Consider the following 20,280-nt stretch of genomic DNA (forward strand, 5'->3'; position numbering starts at 1 on the left):
CTCCAAGGCTCCGCAGAGGGCTCCCCGAGCTGGTCACCCTACTCTTTCCCGGTGACGGAGCGGCACCCTCCGGCGGCACGCTGTGCACGCGCCGACGCGTAGAGACATACGGCGGCGGCGGTGGCGAGGTTCAGGCTCTCGGCCTTCCCGTGGATCGGGACGCGTACCACGGCGTCGGTGAGGGCCCGGGTCTCCTCCGGCAGGCCCCATGCCTCGTTGCCGAAGAGCCAGGCGGTCGGCCCGCCCATGGTGCCCTTGTCCAGCTCGTCGTCGAGGTCGCGGTCGCCGGCGCCGTCGGCGGCCAGCACCCGGATCCCGGCGGCGCGCAGCCGCTCCACGGCCTGCTCCACGGGTACGCCGACGGCGACCGGCAGGTGGAAGAGGGAGCCGACGGAGGCGCGGACGGCCTTGGGGTTGTACACGTCGACGGAGGCGTCGGTCAGCACGACGGCCTCGGCGCCCGCGGCGTCGGCGCAGCGCAGGACGGTTCCGGCGTTGCCGGGGTCGCGGACGTTGGCGAGGAGGGCGACCAGGCGCGGACGTGCGGCGAGGACCTCCTCGAAGGGCGTGTCGAGGAACCGGCACACGCCGACGAGGCCCTGGGGGGTGACGGTGGTGGAGATGTCGGCGATGACCTGCTCGGAGGCGAGGTGCACGCGTGCCCCGGCGTCCCGGGCGGCCCCCACGATGTCGGCGTAGCGGTCGGCGGCCTCGGGCGTGGTGAACAGCTCCACCAGCGTCGCCGCGTCCCGGGTCCGGTGCCCGGCCGCCTCCCGCACCGCCTGCGGCCCCTCGGCGAGGAACAGCCGCTCCTTCCCCCGGAAGTTCCGCCGGGCCAGCCGCCGGGCGGCGGAGACGCGGGGGGAACGGGGGGAGATGAGCTCGGGGGTGGCAGGGGACATCCTGTTCGCTTTCTCGGTAGCTGCACAGCAGGACCCGCAGGCCGTTCGGCCTGCGGGTCCTGTCAGTCACATCGGCTCGAAGCCGGCGTCAGGCCGCCTTGGGGGCGTTGACGTCGCTCGGCAGCGCCTTCTGGGCGACCTCGACGAGCGCGGCGAACGCACCGGCGTCGTTGACGGCCAGCTCGGCCAGGATCTTGCGGTCGACCTCGACGTTCGCGGCCTTCAGACCCTGGATGAAGCGGTTGTAGGTCATGCCGTTGGCGCGGGCAGCGGCGTTGATGCGCTGGATCCACAGCTGACGGAAGTCGCCCTTGCGCTTCTTGCGGTCGTTGTAGTTGTAGACCAGCGAGTGGGTGACCTGCTCCTTGGCCTTGCGGTACAGGCGCGAACGCTGACCGCGGTAGCCGGAGGCCTGCTCGAGGATCGCCCGGCGCTTCTTGTGGGCGTTGACTGCCCGCTTGACGCGTGCCACTTCTTAACTCCTTGTAGCGGGGCCGTGGGGGTCTGCACACGGCCCGAAATCGATTGGGTCCCGGTCCTGACGTGCGGCGCTCACGCGCCGGGCGTCACTTGCCGAGAAGCTTCTTGATCTTCGCGGCGTCGCCCGGGGCCATCTCGGCGTTGCCGGTGAGGCGACGCGTCACGCGGGACGACTTGTGCTCGAGCAGGTGGCGCTTGCCGGCGCGCTCGCGCAGCACCTTGCCGGAGCCGGTGATCTTGAAGCGCTTGCTGGCACCGCTGTGCGACTTGTTCTTCGGCATAGCGCCGTTCTCTCCTCGTCGGTGGCGCTCCGGTGCCCGGTCGTGAAACCGGGCACGGTGGAGCGTCGTCTTGTTTCGGTTGCTTCCTGGGACTCGCGTCCCGGGGGTCACGCCTCGGCGGGCTCCTCGGCCGGCGCCTCGGCGTCCGCGGCGTTCTGCGACTTGCCGGGGTTGGCCTTCGCTTCCGCCTTGCGGGCTTCCTGCGCCTGACGAGCCTCGGCCATCGCCTCGGTCTTCTTCTTGTGCGGACCGAGGACCATGATCATGTTGCGGCCGTCCTGCTTCGGGTTCGACTCGACGAAACCGAGGTCCTGGACGTCCTCCGCGAGGCGCTGCAGCAGTCGGTAGCCCAGCTCGGGCCGGGACTGCTCGCGACCACGGAACATGATCGTGATCTTGACCTTGTCGCCCTGCTTGAGGAACCGGACGACGTGACCCTTCTTGGTGTCATAGTCGTGCGGGTCGATCTTCGGCCGGAGCTTCATCTCCTTGATGACCGTGTGCGCCTGGTTCTTGCGCGCCTCACGGGCCTTCATGGCCGACTCGTACTTGAACTTCCCGTAGTCCATGAGCTTGCACACGGGCGGACGGGCGTTCGCCGCGACCTCGACCAGGTCCAGGTCGTACTCCTGCGCAAGCTCCAGTGCCTTGGCCAGGGGGACGATGCCCACCTGCTCGCCACTGGGACCGACAAGTCGCACCTCGGGAACGCGAATCCGGTCGTTGATGCGGGGCTCGGCGCTGATGGATCCTCCTCGGTAGCACCACGCGACGGTCTGGCGGACGGCCGCGTAACGTCTCTTTTCGACAGACCTAACCGCGCCGAAGCACAAAAAATGCCCCGGACGATTCCCAGGCGGGGCTCCTCGAACTACCGGAGCACCGCCGCGGGATCCGCGGGGCGCGCTTTCGGACGGATCGCCGCCGCAGGGACGGGACCGCCTGACCGGTGACCCGCCGCCTCGGGGGCGGTCGGGTGGGAGTTCGAAAGCCTCCACTTGTGGGCCGGGCTCGCGGGCCGTGAGGCATACGGGTCCGACCGGTCGTTACACGAGGTTACCAGCAATGGCCAGGAACGGCTAATTCAGGCGCCCGGGCCCTGGTGCGGCACGCCCCCCTCGTGCGCCTATCGTGTGGGGCATGAGTGAGACCCCTGCTGAATCCTCGGCGAACCCCGACTTCGACGCCATGGCCCGCGACATCGCCGAGGTCCCGGCGGTCGAGGTGATCGTGACGGTCGCCGTCAACCTGATGAGCGCCGCGGCCGTGAAGCTCGGTCTGACCGAGGAGGGCGAGAAGCACAAGGACCTGGACGAGGCCCGCAAGCTGGTGCACGCCCTGGCCGGTCTGCTGGACGCCACCGCGACCGAGATCAGCTCCTTCCACGCGGCGCCCCTGCGCGACGGCCTGAAGTCGCTGCAGCTGGCGTTCCGCGAGGCCTCGCTCGTCCCGGACGAGCCGGGCCAGGGCCCGGGCGAGAAGTACACGGGCCCGGTCTACGGCTAGCAGGCCGCGCGGCGGACGTCGCCCGGCGCATGGCGCGCCGGGCTGACGTCGCTCAGCGCACGAACAGGGGCTCGCCCGGGGGCGTCACCTCGGCCGGCAGGAGTGCCAGGTCGAGGCCGCGCACCAGGCGGGCCCTCAGCGTTTCGTCGGCGGCCAGCCGCTCGGCGACGGCCCGCGCGGCCTCGGCCGGGTCCGCGGACGGGTCCAGGACCAGGGCCAGGGTGCCGTCGGCCTGCCCGGGGCCGAGGTGGGCGCGCAGCACGGCCGGCTCGGCGGCGACGGCCTCGCGCACGGCCCCGACGACGGCCGGGTCGGCGAGCGGGTCGGCGGTGGCGCGGCCCTCGGCGAGGGCGAGCAGCGCGGAGCCGGTCAGCTCGAACGGCACGGGCCCGGCCAGGTCGAGCACGACCGTGTCCGCCTTCTCGTGCGCGGCGGCTTGCAGCGCCTGGTGCAGGGGTACGGCGACGGGGCGGGCGGCGGGGTCCCAGCGGGCGAGCGAGTCCGTGGAGGTGAAGGCGGGCAGGGCGGTGCGGTCGCCGGCCTTGAGCGTCGGTACGGCCATGTCGCTGGTCTTCTCGCGGCGCAGGCCGTTCTCGTCCTCCTCTACCTCCCCGAGCACGGCCACGACGGGGACCAGCAGCCGGGCGCCCTTGAGCGCCTGAAGGACGGGCCCGACAGCGGTGCGGTCCTCGGACCAGGCAGCCAGGGCCGCGCTCAGCCGGGGGTCGGCGGAGCCGTCGTCGTCGGAGAAGCCGGGGTCGGGGATGTTCTTGTTCGCCACGGTCGCCGAGCCTATCGGCCGGACGTGGTGCGTCCCGCGGCGGATCAGTGCTCCTCGCGGCCCGTGCGCCGGCCGCGCCACAGCAGGACCGCCGTGACCAGCAGGACGCCGCCGGTACCGCCCGCGAGAGGACCGGCCCAGGCGGCGACGCCGTCGCCCGGGGCCGCCGCGTCCGGTCCGCTGCCGAAGTACTTCTCGCCGTACGACGCCGCGCGCAGGCCCTCGGGCTTCAGCCGGGCGGCGGCCCTGAGGGCGGCGGCGGGGTCGATGAAGCCGTAGCCGCGGGAGTCGTCGCGGCCGCCCGCCGGGGCGTTGCGGGCGGTCTTCTCCAGGACCGACTTGACCTGGGCCGGGGTCAGGTCCGGGTGGGCCGACCTGACCAGGGCGGCGGCGCCGGAGACGAAGGCGGCGGCGGCGCTGGTGCCCCACCCCTCGTAGTACTTGCGGTCCGGGTCGGCGATGACGACGTCGACGCCGGGGGCGCTGACGGTGGCGTACCAGCGGCGGGTGGAGAACGAGGCGCGGGTCCCGGCGCGGTCCACGGCGGTGGCGGCGACGACGCCCGGGTAGGCGGCCGGGTAGGAGACGTGGTCGCCCTTCTCGCCGCCGTTGCCGGCGGAGGCGACGACCACCACGCCCTTGTCCAGCGCGTACTGGATGGCCTGGTCCTCGGTGGGTTCGGGGTGCGCGGAGGCGGAGTCGTCGCCGAGGGAGAGGTTGATGACGTCGGCGCCGTGGTCGGCGGCCCAGCGGATGCCCTCGGCGAGGGCGTTGCCGCGGGTGGTGCGGGCCTTGGCGCGGGCGGGGTCCCCGTCCTCCAGGATCACGCGGACGGGGAGGATCTTCGCCTCGGGGGCGATGCCGAGGACGCCTTCGCCGTCGCCGGGGCCGTGTCCGTGACCGGCGATGATCCCGGCCATGGCGGTCCCGTGCCGGGCCCAGGCGCGGTCGCCGGCCTTCGCGCCGAAGCCGACCAGGTCCTTGCCGGTCAGGACGTTGCCGGCCAGGTCGGGGTGGTCGGCGTCGACGCCGGTGTCCAGGACGGCGACGGTGACGCCCTCGCCACTCGTGGTCCGCCAGGCCTCGTCCGTGCGCATGGCCTCCAGGGCCCACTGCTGGGCGCGGATGCCGTCGGCGTGGGCCGTGGCGGCGGGCAGGAGGACCAGGGCGGCGGTGAGCAGGGCGCCGAGGGCCGCGGTGCGGCGGTGCCGGGCGGCCCGGGTGCGCGCCCGGGGGGCCGGCACGGCACCCGTCGTCTGCCGGGTCGGGTCGGTCACGACGGCTGCTCCGTGGCCGAGCGGGCGTTCCTGCGCAGGTCGCGTTCGAGGCGGTCGGCGAGGCCCTGCGCCTCGTGGCCGAGCCCGGCCTGGCCGGCGGCGGTGGCGGCGTCGGCGGCCATGGCGTCCTCGGCGGGCTGCGGGTCGTCGACGGTGCGGCCGTCGGCCCAGCCGGAGACGGCGTACACGACGACCGGTGCCTCGGTCAGCACGGAGACGGTCCAGGACGCGCGCTGGGCGGCGCCGAAGCCGGCGGCGGGTGTGCCCTTCGCCGCGTACGGCAGGGGCATCAGGTCGCTGCGGCGGTCCAGGCGCTCCTTGCGGAAACGGTTCGCGAGGGCGGTCATGCCCGGCGCGTCGGCCGTGGTGAACAGCAGCCCGACGGTGGTCACGTGGCTCTCGGTGGCGTCGGTGTAGGTGGCGCGCAGCAGGCGTTCGCAGCCGACGGGGGCCAGGGCCTTGCGCAGCAGGGGGTCGAAGGCGTCCTTGCAGCCGCTGTCCGGGGCGACGGCGACCCGGGTCCAGGAGCGGTCGGCTCCGCCGGGGCCGGCGCCGCGGCCCTGCACGGTGGGCGGGAACAGCCGGTCGACGGGCACGTTGTGCCACAGACCCGCGGCGGCGCCGTAGGCGGTGCGTGAGCCGGCGGCGTCGGAATCCCCGACGAGCCAGCTGCCGGTGGCCGCACCGGAGATGAGGCCGAGCCCCAGGACGAGGCACACGGCGGCAGCGGCGGCCTGCGACACCTCGCGCCGCCGCAGCGGCCGGGGCCGCGCGTCCCCGTCGTACCCCTCGGGCTCCCCGAACGACACGACCGGCCGCGTGGCCCCCGGGCTGCCACCGGGGGTGAGCGGGGCGCTCCAGGACAGGGCGGGGTCGGGAGCGGTCCGCTCCCCGCCCGGAGACGCGGCGTGCGGCTCCTGGGCGGGGTACGGCGGGGCGGAGACGGGTGTACGGGCACCGGGGTGCGGCACCTGTGCGGGGGGAGGCGGGGCGGTGGCCGGTGTACGAGGACCCGGGTGCGGCGCCTGCGCGGGACGCGGCGGGGCGGAGACCGGGGTACGGGCTCCCGGGTGCGGCACTTGCGCGGGGCGCGGCTGGGCGGAGACCGGGGTACCGGCGCCCGGCTGCGGCACTTGCGCGGGGCGCGGCGGAGCGGAAGACGGTGTACGGGCTCCCGGGTGCGGCTCCTGCGCGGGGCGCGGCGGGGGCGCGGCAGTGGTGGGGGAATCGGCGTGCGGCTCGTGGCCGGGGCGCGCCGGCGTGTTCTCGCGGCGGGGCGCGTGGGGTGCCGCGGGGTGCGGGCGCAGGCGTGCGGTGGTTTCGGAGGTGCCCTCGCCGGAGGTGCCGGTGCGGCGGGGGGTGGGAAGCCGGAACGGGCGTGCGGGGGGCTGCGCCGTCCCCGCCGGGCCGTCGGGGTGTCCGGGTGGGGCGAGGCGGAACGGCCGCCCGCTCGTCTCCGGACCGTCGGGGACGGCCGGGGCGCCGGAGCGCCCCGCCTGCGCGGACGGTGCCGGGGAGTCGGTGCGTCCCGGGTCGGGAAGGCGCCCCGGGCGCGGCGGGGCCTCCCCCGGCCCGGTGGCGCGACCGGTGGCGGGGGGCGAGTCGGGGAACCGTGCGGAGGCGGGGGGCGGAGGCGGCGAGGAGGGGCGGGGGGTACCGCAGACGTCACCCCGTGCGGCGGGGCCGGAACCCGGCAGCCCGGCCTCGGCCGGCCCGGCGCGGTCGGCGTCCCGGTGCCCGGCACCGGAGGTGGAGGAGGTACCGGCCGAACTCGCCCCGGGCCGCGGGTCCGTGGCCCTCGGGGTGCCCGTTCCGCGCGGGTGCGACGGCCCGTGCGGGCCCGTGGCGGGAGCCGGGCCCGTGGCGGGAGCCGGACCCGTGCCGCGCGCGTCGTCCGCCTCCGGGGTTCCGCCCCGCGTCGCCCAGGACGGCCGGTGGGGGGCCGGGGTGGCGTCCGGCGCGGTGGTGGGGGGCGCAGCGGTGTCCGGCGCGGGGGGCCGTGCCGGGGCCGGGGGGTGGGGCGGGCGGGGTGGGGCCGCGGGGCGCGGGGGGAGGGAGGCGCGCTGCGCTTCCGTGCTCATGCACCCCCCGTTTCCCCGTGCCCGGGCCGCTCGTATCGCTCCCGCGGGCCGGTGTCGTCCTGCCCGAGGCCCGGCGCGGACGCGGCCGTCCCGGGCACCTCTACCCGTACGGACGGAGCGTCATCCCGGCGCGGGTCCCCGGCCGGCCCGGTTCCGCCGTACATGCGCGTCACTCTACGGCTTGTCGCCGGGCGGGCGGGAACCAGTCCGCGAGGCCGGGGCATCTGCCCGGAACGTCCCCCTACCCTGCGGTAATCGCGTCTGGCAGGCTGCCGTCATGACTGCGCGCGCCGCCGACCGGGCCCGATACGACCGGGCCACCGCCCATCTCGACGCCCCTCTCGCGATCGTGGATCTGGAGGCGTTCGACGCCAACGCCGACGATCTGGTCCGCCGCGCCGGGGGCAAGCCGATCCGTGTGGCCAGCAAGTCCGTACGGTGCCGGGCGCTGCTGGAGCGCGTCCTGGCCCGGGAGGGCTTCGCGGGGATCATGTCGTTCACCCTGGCCGAGTCGCTGTGGCTGGCCCGGGCCGGGTTCGACGACGTGCTGCTGGCCTACCCGTCCGCCGACCGGGCCGCGTTCGCCGAACTCGCCGGTGACCCGAAGCTGGCCGCGGCCGTGACGGTCATGGTCGACGACGTCGCGCAGCTCGACCTGATCGACGCCTCGCGCGGCGACGGGCGCGAAGTGGTGCGCGTGTGCCTGGAGTTGGACACCTCGCTGCGGCTGCTCGGGGGGCGTGTGCGGGTCGGGGCGCGGCGTTCGCCGCTGCACTCCCCCGCCGAGGTCGCCGAGACGGCCCGCGCCGTGGCCCGGCGGCCGGGGTTCGAGGTCGTGGGGATCATGGCGTACGAGGGGCATGTCGCGGGGGTCGGGGACGCGGTGGCCGGGCGTCCGCTGCGCTCGCGGGCGATCCGGCTGATGCAGGCCGCCGCCCGGCGGGAACTGGCGGTGCGGCGCGCGGAGGTGGTGCGTGCGGTGCGGGCCGTCGTGCCGGGGCTGGAGTTCGTCAACGGCGGCGGCACCGGGTCGGTGCAGCACACGGCGGCCGAGGACGCGGTGACGGAGATCGCCGCGGGGTCGGGGCTGTACGTGCCGCGCCTGTTCGACAACTACACCTCCTTCCGCGGCCGTCCGGCGGCGCTGTTCGCCCAGCCCGTGGTCCGGCGCCCGGGGGTCGGGGTGGTGACGGTGCTGGGCGGCGGGTACCCGGCGTCGGGCGCGGCCGGGCTCGACCGGTCGCCGGTGCCGTATCTGCCCGAGGGGCTGCGCTACGACCCGCAGGAGCAGGCGGGCGAGGTGCAGACGCCGCTGCTCGGCTCCCCCGCGGACGATCTGCTGATCGGCGACAAGGTGTGGTTCCGGCACGCCAAGGCCGGTGAGCTGTGCGAGCGGTTCGACGCGCTGCACCTGGTCGAGGGGGACGCGGTGACGGCGACCGTGCCGACCTACCGGGGCGAGGGCCGCACGTTCCTCTAGCGGCCGCGAGCGGGCGGTCGCCGCCGGGCAGGCCCGACCGGGCGGTCGCGGCCGGGGGTCAGTCCGGCGGTCCGATGCTGCTGCCCACGCCGCCGCCGGTGCCCGCGTCGCCGACCGGGCGGATGCCCTTGGTGATGCGGTCCATGTCGGCGAGCGGCGGCCCGTCGTCGCCGGCGTCGAAGACGTACCGGACGAGGACGGGCGACTCGGTGCCGACGCTCGAGGGGAAGACGAGCGACTGGACGTAGCCGCCCGGGCCCTTCGCGGTGCGCACGCGCCAGCGCACGTAGTACCCGGCGCGGCCCGCCACGGCGACCGGTCCGGAGGCGACGGTCGCGTGGGACTCCATGCCGCCGTAGGGCTCGCGGTCGAGCGTGTCGTGGTCGAAGGCGTCCTCGGCCGCGTCGGCGATGTCGCCCTTGGCCAGGGCCTCGGGGGACGTCTCGTCGTTGGCGGTCACCGTGCGGGACACGACCAGGCCGTGGCGGCAGACGCCGCCGTCGCCGGGGCAGTCGTAGGTGCCGTCGGTCGTCATGACGACGTCGTCCTCGGCGACGTGCCTGGGGCGGACCCAGCCGTCGAGGAGGGGGAAGGTGATGCCGTTGAGCTGGTCCTCCACCACGGAGGGGTCGCCGGCGGCCGGCGGGGAGGAGGACTCCCCCGCCGGTTCGGACGGCTGGGGCGGGGCGGGTGCGGAGGTCGCGGGGGCCGTCCTGGTGCCGGTCTGCTCGTCGCCGGTGCCGAGGACCAGCGTGCCGGTGACGATCGCCGCGACCAGCACGGCCCCGGTCGCGGCCAGGGCGACGGTCTTCCCCCGCCCGGTGCCGCCGCCGCCCGGAGCCGGGGCCACCGCCGCGGCCGGGGCCCCGGGGGCGCGGCGGTGCTCGGTCCAGGCCGTGCCGTCCCACCAGCGCTCGTGGTGGGGCGGGTGCGGGTCGGGGTACCAGCCGGGCGGGGGCGTCATGCTCATCCCGGCACTGTAGGCCGCCGCCCGGCCCGCGCGGGCGCCCCCTACAGCGGTGTGACGTACGCCCCCGAGATGCCGCCGTCGACCAGGAAGTCGGTGGCGTTGACGAAGGAGGAGTCGTCGCTGGCGAGGAAGGCCACGGCGGCGGCGATCTCCTCGGCCTCGGCGAACCGGCCCAGCGGGATGTGCACCAGGCGGCGGGCGGCCCGCTCGGGGTCCTTGGCGAACAGCTCCTGCAGCAGCGGGGTGTTGACCGGCCCGGGGCACAGGGCGTTGACGCGGATGCCCTCGCGGGCGAACTGCACGCCCAGCTCCCGGGACATGGCGAGGACGCCGCCCTTGGAGGCCGTGTAGGAGATCTGCGAGGTGGCGGCGCCCATCCGGGCCACGAAGGAGGCGGTGTTGATGATCGAGCCCCTGCCCTGCTGCCGCATGTAGGGGATGGCGGCCTTGCAGCACAGGTAGACGGAGGTGAGGTTGACCTCCTGGACGCGCTTCCAGGCCTCCAGGCCGGTCTCCAGGATGGAGTCGTCGTCGGGCGGGGAGATGCCGGCGTTGTTGAAGGCGATGTCGACGCTGCCGTAGGTGTCGTGGGCGGTCCGGAAGAGCGCCTCGACCTCCTCGGGGTCGGTCACGTCGACCTTCACGAAGGTCCCGCCGACCTCGTCGGCGGCCGCCTTGCCGCGGGTCTCGTCGACGTCGCCGCAGACGACGCGGGCGCCCTCGGAGGCGAGGCGGCGGGCGGCGGCGAGTCCGATGCCGCTGCCGGCTCCGGTGACGACGGCGGTACGGCCGACCAGACGGCGGCAGATGCTTTCCTGGGCAGTCACTGTGCGGGGCCCTCCGTGCTGATGAAGACGTTCTTGGTTTCGGTGAAGGCGGCCAGGGCGTCGGGGCCGAGCTCGCGGCCGACGCCGGACTGCTTGTAACCGCCGAACGGGGTCCAGTAGCGGACGCTGGCGTGGGAGTTGACGGACAGGTTGCCGGCGCGCACGGCCCGCGAGACGCGCAGGGCGCGGCCGACGTCCCGGGTCCAGACGGAGCCGGACAGCCCGTAGGGGGTGTCGTTGGCGAGGCGGATCGCGTCGTCCTCGTCGGTGAAGGGCAGCAGGACGGCGACGGGGCCGAAGATCTCCTCGCGGGCCGCGGGCGAGTCCGGCCGCTCGCCGGTGAGGACGGTCGGCGGGAACCAGAAGCCGGGCCCCTCGGGTGCGCTGCCGCGCAGGGCGGGGGCGTCACCGGGCACGAAGCTCCGTACGCGGTCCAGCTGCTGACGTGAGATCAGCGGGCCCATCTCGGTCTTCTCGTCGGCCGGGTCGCCCACCACGACGGCGGACAGGGCGCCTGCGAGCAGGTCGCGGACCTCGTCGTACACGGACTCCTGGACCAGGACGCGGGTGCGGGCGCAGCAGTCCTGGCCGGAGTTGTCGAGGAAGGAGAAGGGGTCGACGGCGCTCTTCAGATCCGCGTCGGCGAAGACGATGTTGGGGCTCTTGCCGCCCAGTTCGAGGGTGACCGGCTTGACCTGCTCGGCGGCGAGCGCGGCGACGCGCGTGCCGGTGCGGGTGGAGCCGGTGAAGACGATCTTGGCGACTCCGGGGTGCCGGACCAGTGCGTCGCCGGTGATGTCGCCGCGGCCCGGCAGGACCTGGAAGAGGTGCTCGGGGAGCCCGGCCTCCAGGGCGAGTTCGGCCAGGCGCAGCGCGGTGAGCGGGGTCGTCTCGGCGGGCTTGAGCAGGACCGCGTTGCCGGCCGCGACGGCCGGGGCGGTGCCCCAGGCGGCGATGGGCAGGGGGAAGTTCCAGGGGGCGATCACGCCGACGACGCCGAGCGGTTCGAGGATCGTGACGTCCAGTCCGCCGGGCACCGGGATCTGCCGGCCGGTGAGCCGTTCCACTCCCCCGGCCGCGTAGTCCAGCAGGTCGCGGACGTTGCCGGCCTCCCAGCGGGCGTTGCCGATCAGGTGTCCGGCCTCGCGGACCTCCAGCCGGGCGAGTTCCTCCAGGTGCTCGTCGACGGTGGTGGCGAAGCGGCGCAGCAGCCGGGCGCGGTCGCCGGGGGCGAGGGCGGCCCAGGTCTGCTGCGCCCGCTCGGCGCGGGTCACGGCGGCGTCGACGTCGGCCGGGCCCGCCCCGGTGACGGTGGCGACGACCTCCTCGGTCGCCGGGTTCAGTACGTCCAGCAGGTGCTCGGAAGACAACGGGGGCCTCACAGGCGTTCGAAGGAGCGGCGCAGCTCCCAGTCGGTCACCGCGGCGTCGAAGGCGTCCAGCTCGACACGCGCCATGTTGCGGTAGTGGTCGACGACCTCGTCGCCGAAGGCGGCCCGGGCGACGGTGCTGTTCTCCCACAGCTCGGCGGCCTCGCGCAGGGTGGTGGGCACGTGGTCGAGGCCGGCGGCGTAGGCGTTGCCGGAGCAGGCATCGGGCAGGTCGAGCTTGTGCTCGATGCCGTGCAGTCCGGCCGCGACCAGTCCGGCGACGGCGAGGTAGGGGTTGACGTCGCCGCCGGGCAGGCGGTTCTCGAAGCGCAGGGAGCGGCCGTGGCCGACGACGCGCAGGGCGCAGGTGCGGTTGTCGTGGCCCCAGGCGACGGCGGTCGGGGCGAAGGAGCCGGGCTGGAAGCGCTTGTAGGAGTTGATGTTGGGGGCGTAGAGCAGGGAGAACTCGCGCAGGGCGGCGAGCTGGCCGGCGAGGAAGTGGCGCATGACGTCCGACATGCCGTCCTCGCCGTCCCCGGCCATGGCGTTGCCGCCGTCGGCGTCGGCGAGCGAGAGGTGGATGTGGCAGGAGTTGCCCTCGCGCTCGTTGTACTTGGCCATGAAGGTGATCGACATGCCCTCCTGGGCGGCGATCTCCTTGGCGCCGGTCTTGTAGACGGTGTGCTGGTCGCAGGTGACCAGGGCCTCGTCGTAGCGGAAGGCGATCTCGTGCTGGCCGGGGTTGCACTCGCCCTTGGCGGACTCGACGGTGAGGCCGGCGCCCGCCATCTCGTTGCGGATGCGGCGCAGCAGGGGCTCGATGCGGCCGGTGCCGAGCACCGAGTAGTCGATGTTGTACTGGTTGGCCGGGGTGAGGCCCTTGTAGCCGGCGTCCCAGGCCTGTTCGTAGGTGTCCTTGAAGACGATGAACTCCAGCTCGGTGCCGACCTGGGCGGTGTAGCCCAGGTCGGCCAGGTGCTCCAGCTGGCGGCGCAGGATCTGGCGGGGGGCGGCGACGACGGGTGAGCCGTCGTGCCAGGCGAGGTCGGCGTGGAGCATGGCCGTGCCCGCGTTCCAGGGGACGCGGCGCAGGGTGGCGACGTCGGGCACCATGGCGAAGTCGCCGTAGCCGCTCTCCCAGGAGGACATCGCGTAGCCGTCGACGGTGTTCATCTCGGTGTCGACGGCGAGCAGGTAGTTGCAGCCCTCGGTGCCGGTTCGCAGGACCTCGTCGAGGAAGAAGCGGGCGGCGAACCGCTTGCCCTGGAGCCGGCCTTGCATGTCGGGGAAGGCCAGGACGACAGTGTCGATCTCACCGCCCGCGACGAGGGCGTGCAGCTCCTCGACGCTCAGCGGGGGTGTGCGGTCTGCCACGGGAGGGCCTCCTTGGCTCCTTGGGTCCGCCGGGAGCCATAAGGTATTGCGGAGAACCATTGCTTGGGAAGGGGGTACGGCCACATGCCGGAGGAAGACGGCGGCGCCGGGGTGCGGGACGGGCTGACGCCGGTACTGCGGCCGGTCCGCGCGGGCAACGGCTTCGAGGAGGCCCTGGAGCAGATCCTCCAGGTGGTGCGGCTGGGCCTGGTGCCGGGCGGGGAGCGGCTGCCGGCCGAGCGGGAGCTGGCCGAGCGCCTCGGGATCAGCCGGGTGACGCTGCGGGAGGTGCTGAAGGTCCTCCAGGACCAGGGCCTGGTCGAGTCGCGGCGCGGCCGCTACGGCGGCACGTTCGTGCTGCCGCGCACGGACGCGGGGGGCGAGGACGAGCTGCGGCGCCGGATCGCCGAGGTCGACCTGGAGGACGTGCTGCGCTTCCGCGAGGTGCTGGAGGTGGGCGCGGCGGGGCTGTGCGCGGGGCACGGACTGACCGGCGAGCAGGGCGGGCGGCTGCGGGAGGCCCTGGCCCGCACGCACGACGCGCCGCTGGCGGACTACCGGCGCCGGGACACGCTGCTGCACCTGACCCTGGCCGAGCTGTCCGGCTCGCCCACCCTCACCGCCCAGTACGCGGCCGTGCGCGCGCAGGTCAACGACCTGCTGGACTGCATCCCGCTGCTGGTGCGCAACCTGGAGCACTCGCAGCGCCAGCACACGGCGCTGGTGGAGGCCGTGATCGAGGGCGACGCCGACCAGGCGCGGGAGATCATGCGCGAACACTGCGGGGGCACGGCGGCGCTGCTGAGGGGCTTCCTGGGCTGAGCCGGGGCGTGCGGGCGCCGCGAGGATTTACGGGCGATTAACGCACGGGTCTTGCCTTCCCCCGGGCGGCACCGCAAAGGTATGGCCTCATTCCATTGAGCCGCAGCCCGTCCGCCCGTGACCGCCGGCCCGGGTCCGTCACCGCCCGTGCTGGTCACCTCCCGTGGGGAGACAGCCCATGTCCCAGGAATCCGCTCCGACACCCGCCCCGGAGGGCGACGACTATCTGGAACGCAGAGCGCTGCGCCGGGGCAGCGCCGGCTGGGTGCTGCTGACCGGCCTCGGCGTCGCCTACGTGGTCTCCGGCGACTACTCGGGCTGGAACTTCGGCCTGGCCGAGGGCGGCTTCGGCGGACTCGCCGTCGCCATGGTGCTCATGGGCACCATGTACGCCTGCATGGTCTTCGCCCTCGCCGAGCTGTCCTCGATCCTGCCGACGGCGGGCGGCGGCTACGGCTTCGCCCGCCGGGCGCTGGGCCCCTGGGGCGGCTTCCTGACCGGTACGGCGATCCTCATCGAGTACGTGCTCGCGCCCGCCGCCATCGTCATCTTCATCGGCGACTACGTCGAGTCGCTGGGCCTGTTCGGGCTGGAGTCCGGCTGGCCGGTGTACCTGGTCTGCTTCGTGGTCTTCCTCGGCATCCACCTGTGGGGCGTGGGCGAGGCGCTGCGCTTCAGCTTCGTGGTCACCGGCATCGCGGTGGCCGCCCTGATCGTGTTCGCGGTGGCCGCCCTGCCCGATTTCTCCGTCGGCTCGCTGGACGACATCCCGGCCGACCCCTCCGCCGCGGGGTCGAGTTCCTGGCTGCCGTTCGGGCTGCTCGGCATCTGGGCGGCGTTCCCCTTCGGCATGTGGTTCTTCCTGGGCGTCGAGGGGGTGCCGCTGGCCGCCGAGGAGACCAAGGAGCCGGCCCGCACGCTGCCGAAGGCGATCCGCTGGTCGATGGGCATCCTGGTGGTGCTCGCGGTGGTCACGTTCGTCGCCGCGGCCGGTGCGCGCGGCTCGGCGGCCGTGCAGGAGGCGGGCAACCCGCTGGTGGAGGCGCTCCAGCCGGACGGCGAGGCGACGACCCTCAGCCGGATCGTCAACTACGCGGGCCTGGCCGGTCTGGTGGCCTCCTTCTTCTCCCTGATCTACGCGGGCTCGCGCCAGCTGTTCGCCCTGTCCCGCGCGGGCTACCTGCCGCGCTTCCTGTCCCTGACCAGCCGCCGCAAAGCCCCCTACCTCGGCCTGCTGGTGCCCGGCACGATCGGTTTCCTGCTGGCGGCCGTGACGGGCGACGGGGCCCGGATGCTGAACGTGGCCGTCTTCGGCGCGACCATCTCCTACGCGCTGATGTCCCTGTCCCACATCGTGCTGCGCCGCCGCGAGCCGGAGCTGCCGCGGCCGTACCGCACGCCGGGCGGGGTGCTGACCTCCGCGGTCGCGCTGGTGCTGGCCTGCGCGGCGCTGGTGGCCACGTTCCTGGTGGACGTCACGGCGGCGTTCATCGCGCTGGTGGTGTACGCCGTGGCGGTCGCGTACTTCGGTCTGTACAGCCGCAAGCGGCTGGTGGCGCAGGCACCGGAGGAGGAGTTCGCGGCGCTGGCGGCGGCCGAGGCAGAGTTGGCCCGGGACTGAACCGCCGAGTGATGAGGGAGTTCTGGTGAGCAGGCCGTTGATCGGGGTCAGCACCTACCTGGAGGCCGGTGCGCGCTGGGGGGTGTGGGAGCTGGAGGCCGCGCTGCTGCCGGTCGGCTACCCGCGCCTGGTGCAGCGGGCGGGCGGCCTGGCCGCGATGCTGCCGCCGGACGACCCGGAGCGGGCCGCGGCAGCCGTGGCCCGTCTGGACGGGGTGGTCGTCGCGGGCGGGCCGGACGTGGAGCCGGTCCGCTACGGCGCGCAGCGCGAGCCGCGCACCGGCCCGCCGGCGCCCGAGCGGGACGCCTGGGAGCTGGCGCTGATCGACGCGGCCCTGGCGGCGGGCGTTCCGCTGCTGGGGATCTGCCGGGGCATGCAGCTGCTCAACGTCGCGCTGGGCGGGACGCTGGTGCAGCACATCGACGGGCACGCCGAGGTCGTGGGCGTCTTCGGCGGCCACACCGTCAAACCGGTGCCGGGGAGCCTGTACGGCCGGGTCGTACCGGAGGAGACGTTCGTCCCGACCTACCACCACCAGGCCGTGGACCGGCTGGGCGAGGGCCTGGTGCCGTCGGCGTACGCGGCGGACGGCACGGTGGAGGCCGTGGAACTGCCGTCCGCCCCCTGGGTGCTGGGAGTGCAGTGGCACCCGGAGATGGGGGACGACGTACGGGTGATGCGGGCCCTGGTGGAGGCGGCGGCCGGGCGCTGAGCGCCCTCGCTCACCCCCGGGTCAGCGACAGCAGGTCCCGGGCCGGGCCCGTGGGGCGGTGCCCCGTGGGCCACACCGCCCTCAGGTCGCGGGCCAGCGCGACCCCCTCCACCGGCACCGACACCAGCCGCCGCATGCCCAGCTCCTCGCCCACCGCGAGTTCGCTGAGCACCGCCGGCCCGGCCCCGCTCACCGCCGCCGCCTTGACCGCCGTCGTGGACGACAGCTCGATCAGGGGCCGGGCCAGGCCGCCCAGCGCGGCGTCCAGCACCTGCCGCGTCCCCGAGCCCTTCTCGCGCAGGATCAGCGGCGTCGAGGCCAGTTCGTCCGCCGCCAGCGCCCGGCGCCGCCGGGCCCAGGCGTGCCCGGGCGCGGTGACCACGATCAGCCGGTCGTGGGCGATGACCACCGAGTCCAGGCCGGTCGGCACGCTCAGCCCCTCCACGAAGCCCAGGTCCGCCTCGTCCGCCAGCAGCCGCTGCGCCACCACCGTCGAGTTGCCCGCGTGCAGCGACACCGCCGTGTCCGGCCGCTGCGCCCGCAGCGCCAGCAGCCAGCCCGGCAGCAGGTACTCCGCGATCGTCATGCTCGCGGCCACCCGCAGCCGCGAGTCGCGGCGGTCGCGCAGTGCCTGCGCGCCCACGTCGAACGCCTCCGCCGCCTCGACGATGCGCCGCGCCCAGTCCGTGACCAGCGCGCCCGCGTCGGTCAGCCGCGACCCCCGCGGGGAGCGGTCGACCAGCGCCACCCCGAGCTGCCGCTCCATCGAGCGGATCCGGCTGCTGGCCGCGGGCTGGGTGATGCCCATCTCCCGGGCGGCCCCGCCGAGGCTGCCGACCCGCGCCACCGCCAGCAGCAGCTCCAGCGCGCCGAGGTCCGGGACCCGGTGCGCCAGGGACCCGGCCCCCGATGGCCCGGCCCCACCGTCTGCGTTGCTCATAAGCCCAGCTTATGTCGCCATAGGGGCACGCTCCCTGGTGGCCCGGCTTTCCCGCCGCCACCGTGGAGGCATGGTCACCGCAGCCCGGCCCTTCCCGCCCCGCCTCTCCGTCCGGCACCTCGGACCCAACTGGTACGCCACCGTCATGGGCACCGCCGTCGTCGCCACCGCGGGTGCCGGACTGCCGTCCTCCGTGCCCGGGTCGCGGCCCGTGCTGACCGCGGTCTGGGTCCTGTCGCTGCTCCTGCTGCTGGTCCTGCTCGGGGCCCGGGCCGCGCACTGGGCCCACCACCGCGACCAGGCCCGCGCCCACCTGCTCGACCCGGCGACGGCACCCTTCTACGGCTGTCTCGCCATGGCCCTGCTGGCCGTCGGAGCCGGCGCTCTGAGCGTGGGCCGGGACCTCGTCGGCCTGCGCGCGGCCGTCGCCCTGGACGCCGTGCTGTTCACCGCCGGTACGGTCCTCGCCGTGGCCGCCGCCGTCGCCGTCCCCTGTCTGATGGCCGCGCGGCACCGGGCGGAGCCGGGGCAGGCCACACCGGTCTGGCTGCTGCCGCTGGTCGCGCCGATGGTGTCGGCCGCCGTCGGGCCGCGGCTGGTGCCGCACCTGCCGGCCGGGCAGCCCCGCGAGACGCTGCTGCTCGGCTGCCTCGCCCTGTTCGGGCTGAGCCTGCTGGCGACCCTGCTGATGCTGCCGCTGGTCTTCGCCCGGCTGCTCACCGGCGGGCCGCTGCCCCTCGCTCTGACCCCGACGCTGTTCCTGGTGCTCGGGCCGCTGGGCCAGTCCACCACCGCCGTCGGCGCGTTCGCCGACGTCGCCCCCGGGGTCGTGCCGGAGCCGTACAGCCAGGGTCTCGCCGTCCTCGCCGTGCTCTACGGGGTGCCCGTGATGGGGTTCGCGCTGCTGTGGTTCTGCCTGGCGGCCGCCCATGTCCGGCGGGCCCGGCGGCGGGGCATGCCGTTCTCGATGACCTGGTGGTCGTTCACCTTCCCGGTGGGCACCTGCGTCACCGGTGCCGAGGCCCTCGCACGGCACACCGGGCTCGTGGCCTACGCGGGCCCGGCGGTCGTGCTGTACGCGGTGCTGGTGGCGGCGTGGGGCACCGCCGTGGCCGGGACCGTACGCGGACTGCTCAGCGGCGCGCTGCTCGCAGGGCCCGGCCGAGCACCCGCGGCGCCTCGCCCAGTGACGGTCCGTACCACGTCAGGTGCCGTCCGCTGACCAGCGCGCAGGGCAGGCCCGGGAACGCCTCGGGGCCGTCGTCGGCGGTGAAGCGGTAGGGCTCGTCCGGCAGGACCACCAGGTCGGCGCCGCACTCGCGCAGTTCCTCCAGCGGTACGCGCGGGTAGCGGTCGGGGTGGTCGGCGTGCACCGGGGAGACGCCGAGGCGGGCCAGGACGTCACCGGCGAACGTGTCGCGGCCCAGCACCATCCAGGGGCGCCGCCAGATCGGCACGACCGCCCTCGGCCGGTCATCCGGCGCGGGCAGGGCCGCCCAGGTCTCCTCGGCCTCGTCCAGCCAGCGGGGACGGGCCCGCACCCCGCAGGCGTCCAGCACCCGGGCCAGTTCCCCGAAGGCCTGCGGCACGTCCCGGACCTCGGTCACCAGCACCTCGGCGCCGGCCGCCCGAAGGGCCTGGAGGTCGGGTGCCCGGTTCTCCTCCTCGTTGGCGATCACCAGATCCGGTGACAGGGAGGCGATCAGCTCGACGCGGGGGTTCTTGGTGCCGCCGACGCGGACGGCGTCCAGGGCGGCCGGGTGGCTGCACCAGTCGGTGACGCCCACCAGGACGCCGGGCGCCGTGCGGGCCACGGCCTCGGTCAGTGAGGGGACGAGCGATACGGCCCTCACCGGCGCGGCCGGTCCCGGACCGCCTCGATGTGTTCCGCCACGGCGACGACGATGACGCGCGTGTCCGACTCGGCCGCCCGCCAGCGGTGGCGCACCCCGCCGGTGAGGTAGAGGGTGTCGCCCCGGCCCAGGCGGTAGGCGCGGCCCTCCGCCTCGATCTCCACCGCTCCGTCGGCGACGTACATCAACTGGTCGTTGCGGTACTGGAATTCGCGGCCCGCGTCGTGGTCGCCGGTGAACTCGGAGGCGTGCATCTGGTGGTGCCCGCGCACCAGGGAGCGGGTGCGGGGCCGGGGCAGCGGTTCGGGGCCGTCGGCGCGGACCACGTCCACGCTGCACGCCGGGTCGGCCGCGGCGAGGAGTTCCACCGCGGTCGTGCGCAGCGCGTCGGCGACCTTCTCCAGGGAGCTGCGGCTGGGACGGGCCCGGTCGTTCTCGACCTGGCTGAGGAAGGGGACGGACAGACCGCTGCGCTCGGCCACGACGGCAAGGGTGAGGTCCAGGGCGCGGCGCCGCCGGCGTACGGCCGCGCCCACCCGAAGGGACTGTTCTTTGTGGTCGCCCATCGCTCCGGCTCCCTCCTTCGCCCGTCGTCCGCTCCCCGTGCCCCGGCGGTCCGGCGCACTCCTTCCGCCGGCCTGTCTGCACCCTACGCATGTTCGGCGGACCGCATCACGCGTCCGTCGCATCGCCGTCGTACCGGGCGGTGGGCGACCTGACGGTTCGCGCCAGAGGATCCGCCGCCGGGGCGGTGGGGCGGGCGGTCCCTCCCACGGGAGGAACAGGGAGGAGAAAGGGGTTCGGGGGGTGGCGTAGCGCTCTGTGGTTGTCCGGATCCCGCTGGTGGGGATCGTGGGGTGGGTGGGACGCGGCGTGTCGCGCGTCCCACCCGGAACCCTACTGCGGCGTCATCCGGTGCACCATCTCCGGGGGATGCGGCAGCCGCTGCACCCGGGCTGCCCGCAGGCGACGTGCCCGGCCCATGCGCGGCGCGGGGGCGGCGG

Annotated in this window: 20 protein-coding genes; 6 read left to right on the forward strand and 14 right to left on the reverse strand. The window is 74.9% G+C overall.

Annotated elements, in window-relative coordinates; all coding sequences use genetic code 11:
• Positions 1–38 precede the first annotated feature (38 nt).
• From ACFYWG_RS30555 to infC, 4 genes are all read right to left on the reverse strand, one after another.
• Positions 39–902, reverse strand: coding sequence for a TrmH family RNA methyltransferase (locus tag ACFYWG_RS30555; RefSeq protein ID WP_376332615.1), 864 nt, complete (start codon positions 900–902; stop codon positions 39–41).
• 88 nt (positions 903–990) lie between these two features.
• Positions 991–1,374, reverse strand: coding sequence for a 50S ribosomal protein L20 (gene rplT, locus ACFYWG_RS30560; protein WP_003989074.1), 384 nt, complete (start codon positions 1,372–1,374; stop codon positions 991–993).
• A 94-nt stretch (positions 1,375–1,468) separates the two neighbouring features.
• Complete coding sequence (rpmI, locus tag ACFYWG_RS30565; protein ID WP_003977225.1) at positions 1,469–1,663, reverse strand: 50S ribosomal protein L35; 195 nt, start codon at positions 1,661–1,663, stop codon at positions 1,469–1,471.
• Between the two features lie 107 nt (positions 1,664–1,770).
• Positions 1,771–2,409 carry a translation initiation factor IF-3 gene (infC, locus tag ACFYWG_RS30570; protein ID WP_232840736.1) on the reverse strand — a complete coding sequence of 213 codons (639 nt, stop codon included), beginning with the start codon at positions 2,407–2,409 and terminating at the stop codon, positions 1,771–1,773.
• 394 nt (positions 2,410–2,803) lie between these two features.
• Here infC and ACFYWG_RS30575 point away from each other — a divergent pair, with 394 nt between their 5' ends.
• On the forward strand, positions 2,804–3,169 hold the full coding sequence (locus tag ACFYWG_RS30575) for a DUF1844 domain-containing protein (RefSeq protein WP_376332612.1): 366 nt from the start codon (positions 2,804–2,806) through the stop codon (positions 3,167–3,169).
• Positions 3,170–3,221: 52 nt separating this feature from the next.
• Here ACFYWG_RS30575 and ACFYWG_RS30580 read toward each other — a convergent pair whose 3' ends face one another.
• Genes ACFYWG_RS30580 through ACFYWG_RS30590 form a run of 3 tightly spaced genes read right to left on the reverse strand, consistent with a single transcriptional unit; the run spans position 3,222 to position 6,198 of the window.
• The gene (locus tag ACFYWG_RS30580) at positions 3,222–3,950 is read right to left on the reverse strand and encodes an SseB family protein (protein ID WP_376332611.1); all 729 of its coding nucleotides are present in this window, start codon (positions 3,948–3,950) and stop codon (positions 3,222–3,224) included.
• A 44-nt stretch (positions 3,951–3,994) separates the two neighbouring features.
• Positions 3,995–5,194: a type VII secretion-associated serine protease mycosin gene (gene mycP, locus ACFYWG_RS30585; RefSeq protein WP_389204340.1), complete on the reverse strand. Its 1,200-nt coding sequence runs from the start codon at positions 5,192–5,194 to the stop codon at positions 3,995–3,997.
• A gap of 29 nt (positions 5,195–5,223) precedes the next feature.
• A complete protein-coding gene (locus ACFYWG_RS30590) occupies positions 5,224–6,198 on the reverse strand; it encodes a hypothetical protein (protein ID WP_389204269.1) in 975 nt (324 codons plus the stop codon).
• Positions 6,199–7,585: 1,387 nt separating this feature from the next.
• On the opposite strand from ACFYWG_RS30590, the gene ACFYWG_RS30595 reads away from it, so the two are divergent.
• Entirely contained in the window at positions 7,586–8,788 is a 1,203-nt protein-coding gene (locus ACFYWG_RS30595) for an amino acid deaminase/aldolase (RefSeq protein WP_389204270.1), read from the forward strand.
• Positions 8,789–8,846: 58 nt separating this feature from the next.
• Here ACFYWG_RS30595 and ACFYWG_RS30600 read toward each other — a convergent pair whose 3' ends face one another.
• The 4 genes from ACFYWG_RS30600 to ACFYWG_RS30615 are packed head-to-tail and all read right to left on the reverse strand — an operon-like array spanning position 8,847 to position 13,328.
• Entirely contained in the window at positions 8,847–9,752 is a 906-nt protein-coding gene (locus tag ACFYWG_RS30600; RefSeq protein WP_389204341.1) for a DUF2510 domain-containing protein, read from the reverse strand.
• A gap of 47 nt (positions 9,753–9,799) precedes the next feature.
• Entirely contained in the window at positions 9,800–10,585 is a 786-nt protein-coding gene (locus ACFYWG_RS30605; RefSeq protein WP_376332606.1) for a 3-oxoacyl-ACP reductase, read from the reverse strand.
• Complete coding sequence (locus tag ACFYWG_RS30610) at positions 10,582–11,955, reverse strand: aldehyde dehydrogenase family protein (protein WP_389204271.1); 1,374 nt, start codon at positions 11,953–11,955, stop codon at positions 10,582–10,584. Before ACFYWG_RS30610 ends, ACFYWG_RS30605 begins: the two co-directional genes overlap by 4 nt.
• Before the next feature lie 8 nt (positions 11,956–11,963).
• A complete protein-coding gene (locus ACFYWG_RS30615) occupies positions 11,964–13,328 on the reverse strand; it encodes a glutamine synthetase family protein (RefSeq protein WP_389204272.1) in 1,365 nt (454 codons plus the stop codon).
• A gap of 84 nt (positions 13,329–13,412) precedes the next feature.
• Between ACFYWG_RS30615 and ACFYWG_RS30620 the strand changes: the two genes are divergently transcribed.
• The 3 genes from ACFYWG_RS30620 (at position 13,413) to ACFYWG_RS30630 (ending at position 16,483) form a co-directional block, all read left to right on the forward strand.
• Positions 13,413–14,150, forward strand: a complete 738-nt coding sequence (locus tag ACFYWG_RS30620) for a FadR/GntR family transcriptional regulator (protein ID WP_376332602.1) — start codon at positions 13,413–13,415, stop codon at positions 14,148–14,150.
• Positions 14,151–14,328: 178 nt separating this feature from the next.
• Complete coding sequence (gene eat, locus ACFYWG_RS30625; protein ID WP_389204273.1) at positions 14,329–15,771, forward strand: ethanolamine permease; 1,443 nt, start codon at positions 14,329–14,331, stop codon at positions 15,769–15,771.
• 22 nt (positions 15,772–15,793) lie between these two features.
• Positions 15,794–16,483 (forward strand): gamma-glutamyl-gamma-aminobutyrate hydrolase family protein, encoded by a 690-nt coding sequence (locus tag ACFYWG_RS30630; RefSeq protein WP_389204343.1) that lies wholly within the window; start codon positions 15,794–15,796, stop codon positions 16,481–16,483.
• 10 nt (positions 16,484–16,493) lie between these two features.
• Here the strand turns inward: ACFYWG_RS30630 and ACFYWG_RS30635 are convergent, their stop codons facing one another.
• The gene (locus tag ACFYWG_RS30635) at positions 16,494–17,423 is read right to left on the reverse strand and encodes a LysR family transcriptional regulator (RefSeq protein ID WP_383504803.1); all 930 of its coding nucleotides are present in this window, start codon (positions 17,421–17,423) and stop codon (positions 16,494–16,496) included.
• A 70-nt stretch (positions 17,424–17,493) separates the two neighbouring features.
• Here ACFYWG_RS30635 and ACFYWG_RS30640 point away from each other — a divergent pair, with 70 nt between their 5' ends.
• Positions 17,494–18,645, forward strand: coding sequence for a TDT family transporter (locus ACFYWG_RS30640; RefSeq protein WP_389204274.1), 1,152 nt, complete (start codon positions 17,494–17,496; stop codon positions 18,643–18,645).
• On the opposite strand, the gene ACFYWG_RS30645 is transcribed toward ACFYWG_RS30640, so the two are convergent.
• Positions 18,557–19,276 (reverse strand): helical backbone metal receptor, encoded by a 720-nt coding sequence (locus tag ACFYWG_RS30645; RefSeq protein ID WP_389204275.1) that lies wholly within the window; start codon positions 19,274–19,276, stop codon positions 18,557–18,559. The two genes, ACFYWG_RS30640 and ACFYWG_RS30645, sit on opposite strands and share 89 nt — an antisense overlap.
• Positions 19,273–19,842 (reverse strand): helix-turn-helix domain-containing protein, encoded by a 570-nt coding sequence (locus ACFYWG_RS30650; RefSeq protein ID WP_376332594.1) that lies wholly within the window; start codon positions 19,840–19,842, stop codon positions 19,273–19,275. Before ACFYWG_RS30650 ends, ACFYWG_RS30645 begins: the two co-directional genes overlap by 4 nt.
• Positions 19,843–20,280 lie beyond the last annotated feature (438 nt).

Source organism: Streptomyces sp. NPDC003456 (genome assembly GCF_042878735.1).
In the GTDB taxonomy this organism is placed as follows: Bacteria; Actinomycetota; Actinomycetes; order Streptomycetales; family Streptomycetaceae; genus Streptomyces.

Coding starts and splice junctions, on each gene's coding strand:
- ACFYWG_RS30555 (WP_376332615.1), bottom strand. CDS start 902: ATGTCCCCTGCCACCCCCGAGCTCATCTCCCCCCGTTCCCCCCGCGTC.
- rpmI (WP_003977225.1), bottom strand. CDS start 1,663: ATGCCGAAGAACAAGTCGCACAGCGGTGCCAGCAAGCGCTTCAAGATC.
- ACFYWG_RS30575 (WP_376332612.1), top strand. CDS start 2,804: ATGAGTGAGACCCCTGCTGAATCCTCGGCGAACCCCGACTTCGACGCC.
- ACFYWG_RS30595 (WP_389204270.1), top strand. CDS start 7,586: ATGACTGCGCGCGCCGCCGACCGGGCCCGATACGACCGGGCCACCGCC.
- ACFYWG_RS30600 (WP_389204341.1), bottom strand. CDS start 9,752: ATGACGCCCCCGCCCGGCTGGTACCCCGACCCGCACCCGCCCCACCAC.
- ACFYWG_RS30620 (WP_376332602.1), top strand. CDS start 13,413: ATGCCGGAGGAAGACGGCGGCGCCGGGGTGCGGGACGGGCTGACGCCG.
- eat (WP_389204273.1), top strand. CDS start 14,329: ATGTCCCAGGAATCCGCTCCGACACCCGCCCCGGAGGGCGACGACTAT.
- ACFYWG_RS30635 (WP_383504803.1), bottom strand. CDS start 17,423: ATGAGCAACGCAGACGGTGGGGCCGGGCCATCGGGGGCCGGGTCCCTG.
- ACFYWG_RS30640 (WP_389204274.1), top strand. CDS start 17,494: ATGGTCACCGCAGCCCGGCCCTTCCCGCCCCGCCTCTCCGTCCGGCAC.
- ACFYWG_RS30650 (WP_376332594.1), bottom strand. CDS start 19,842: ATGGGCGACCACAAAGAACAGTCCCTTCGGGTGGGCGCGGCCGTACGC.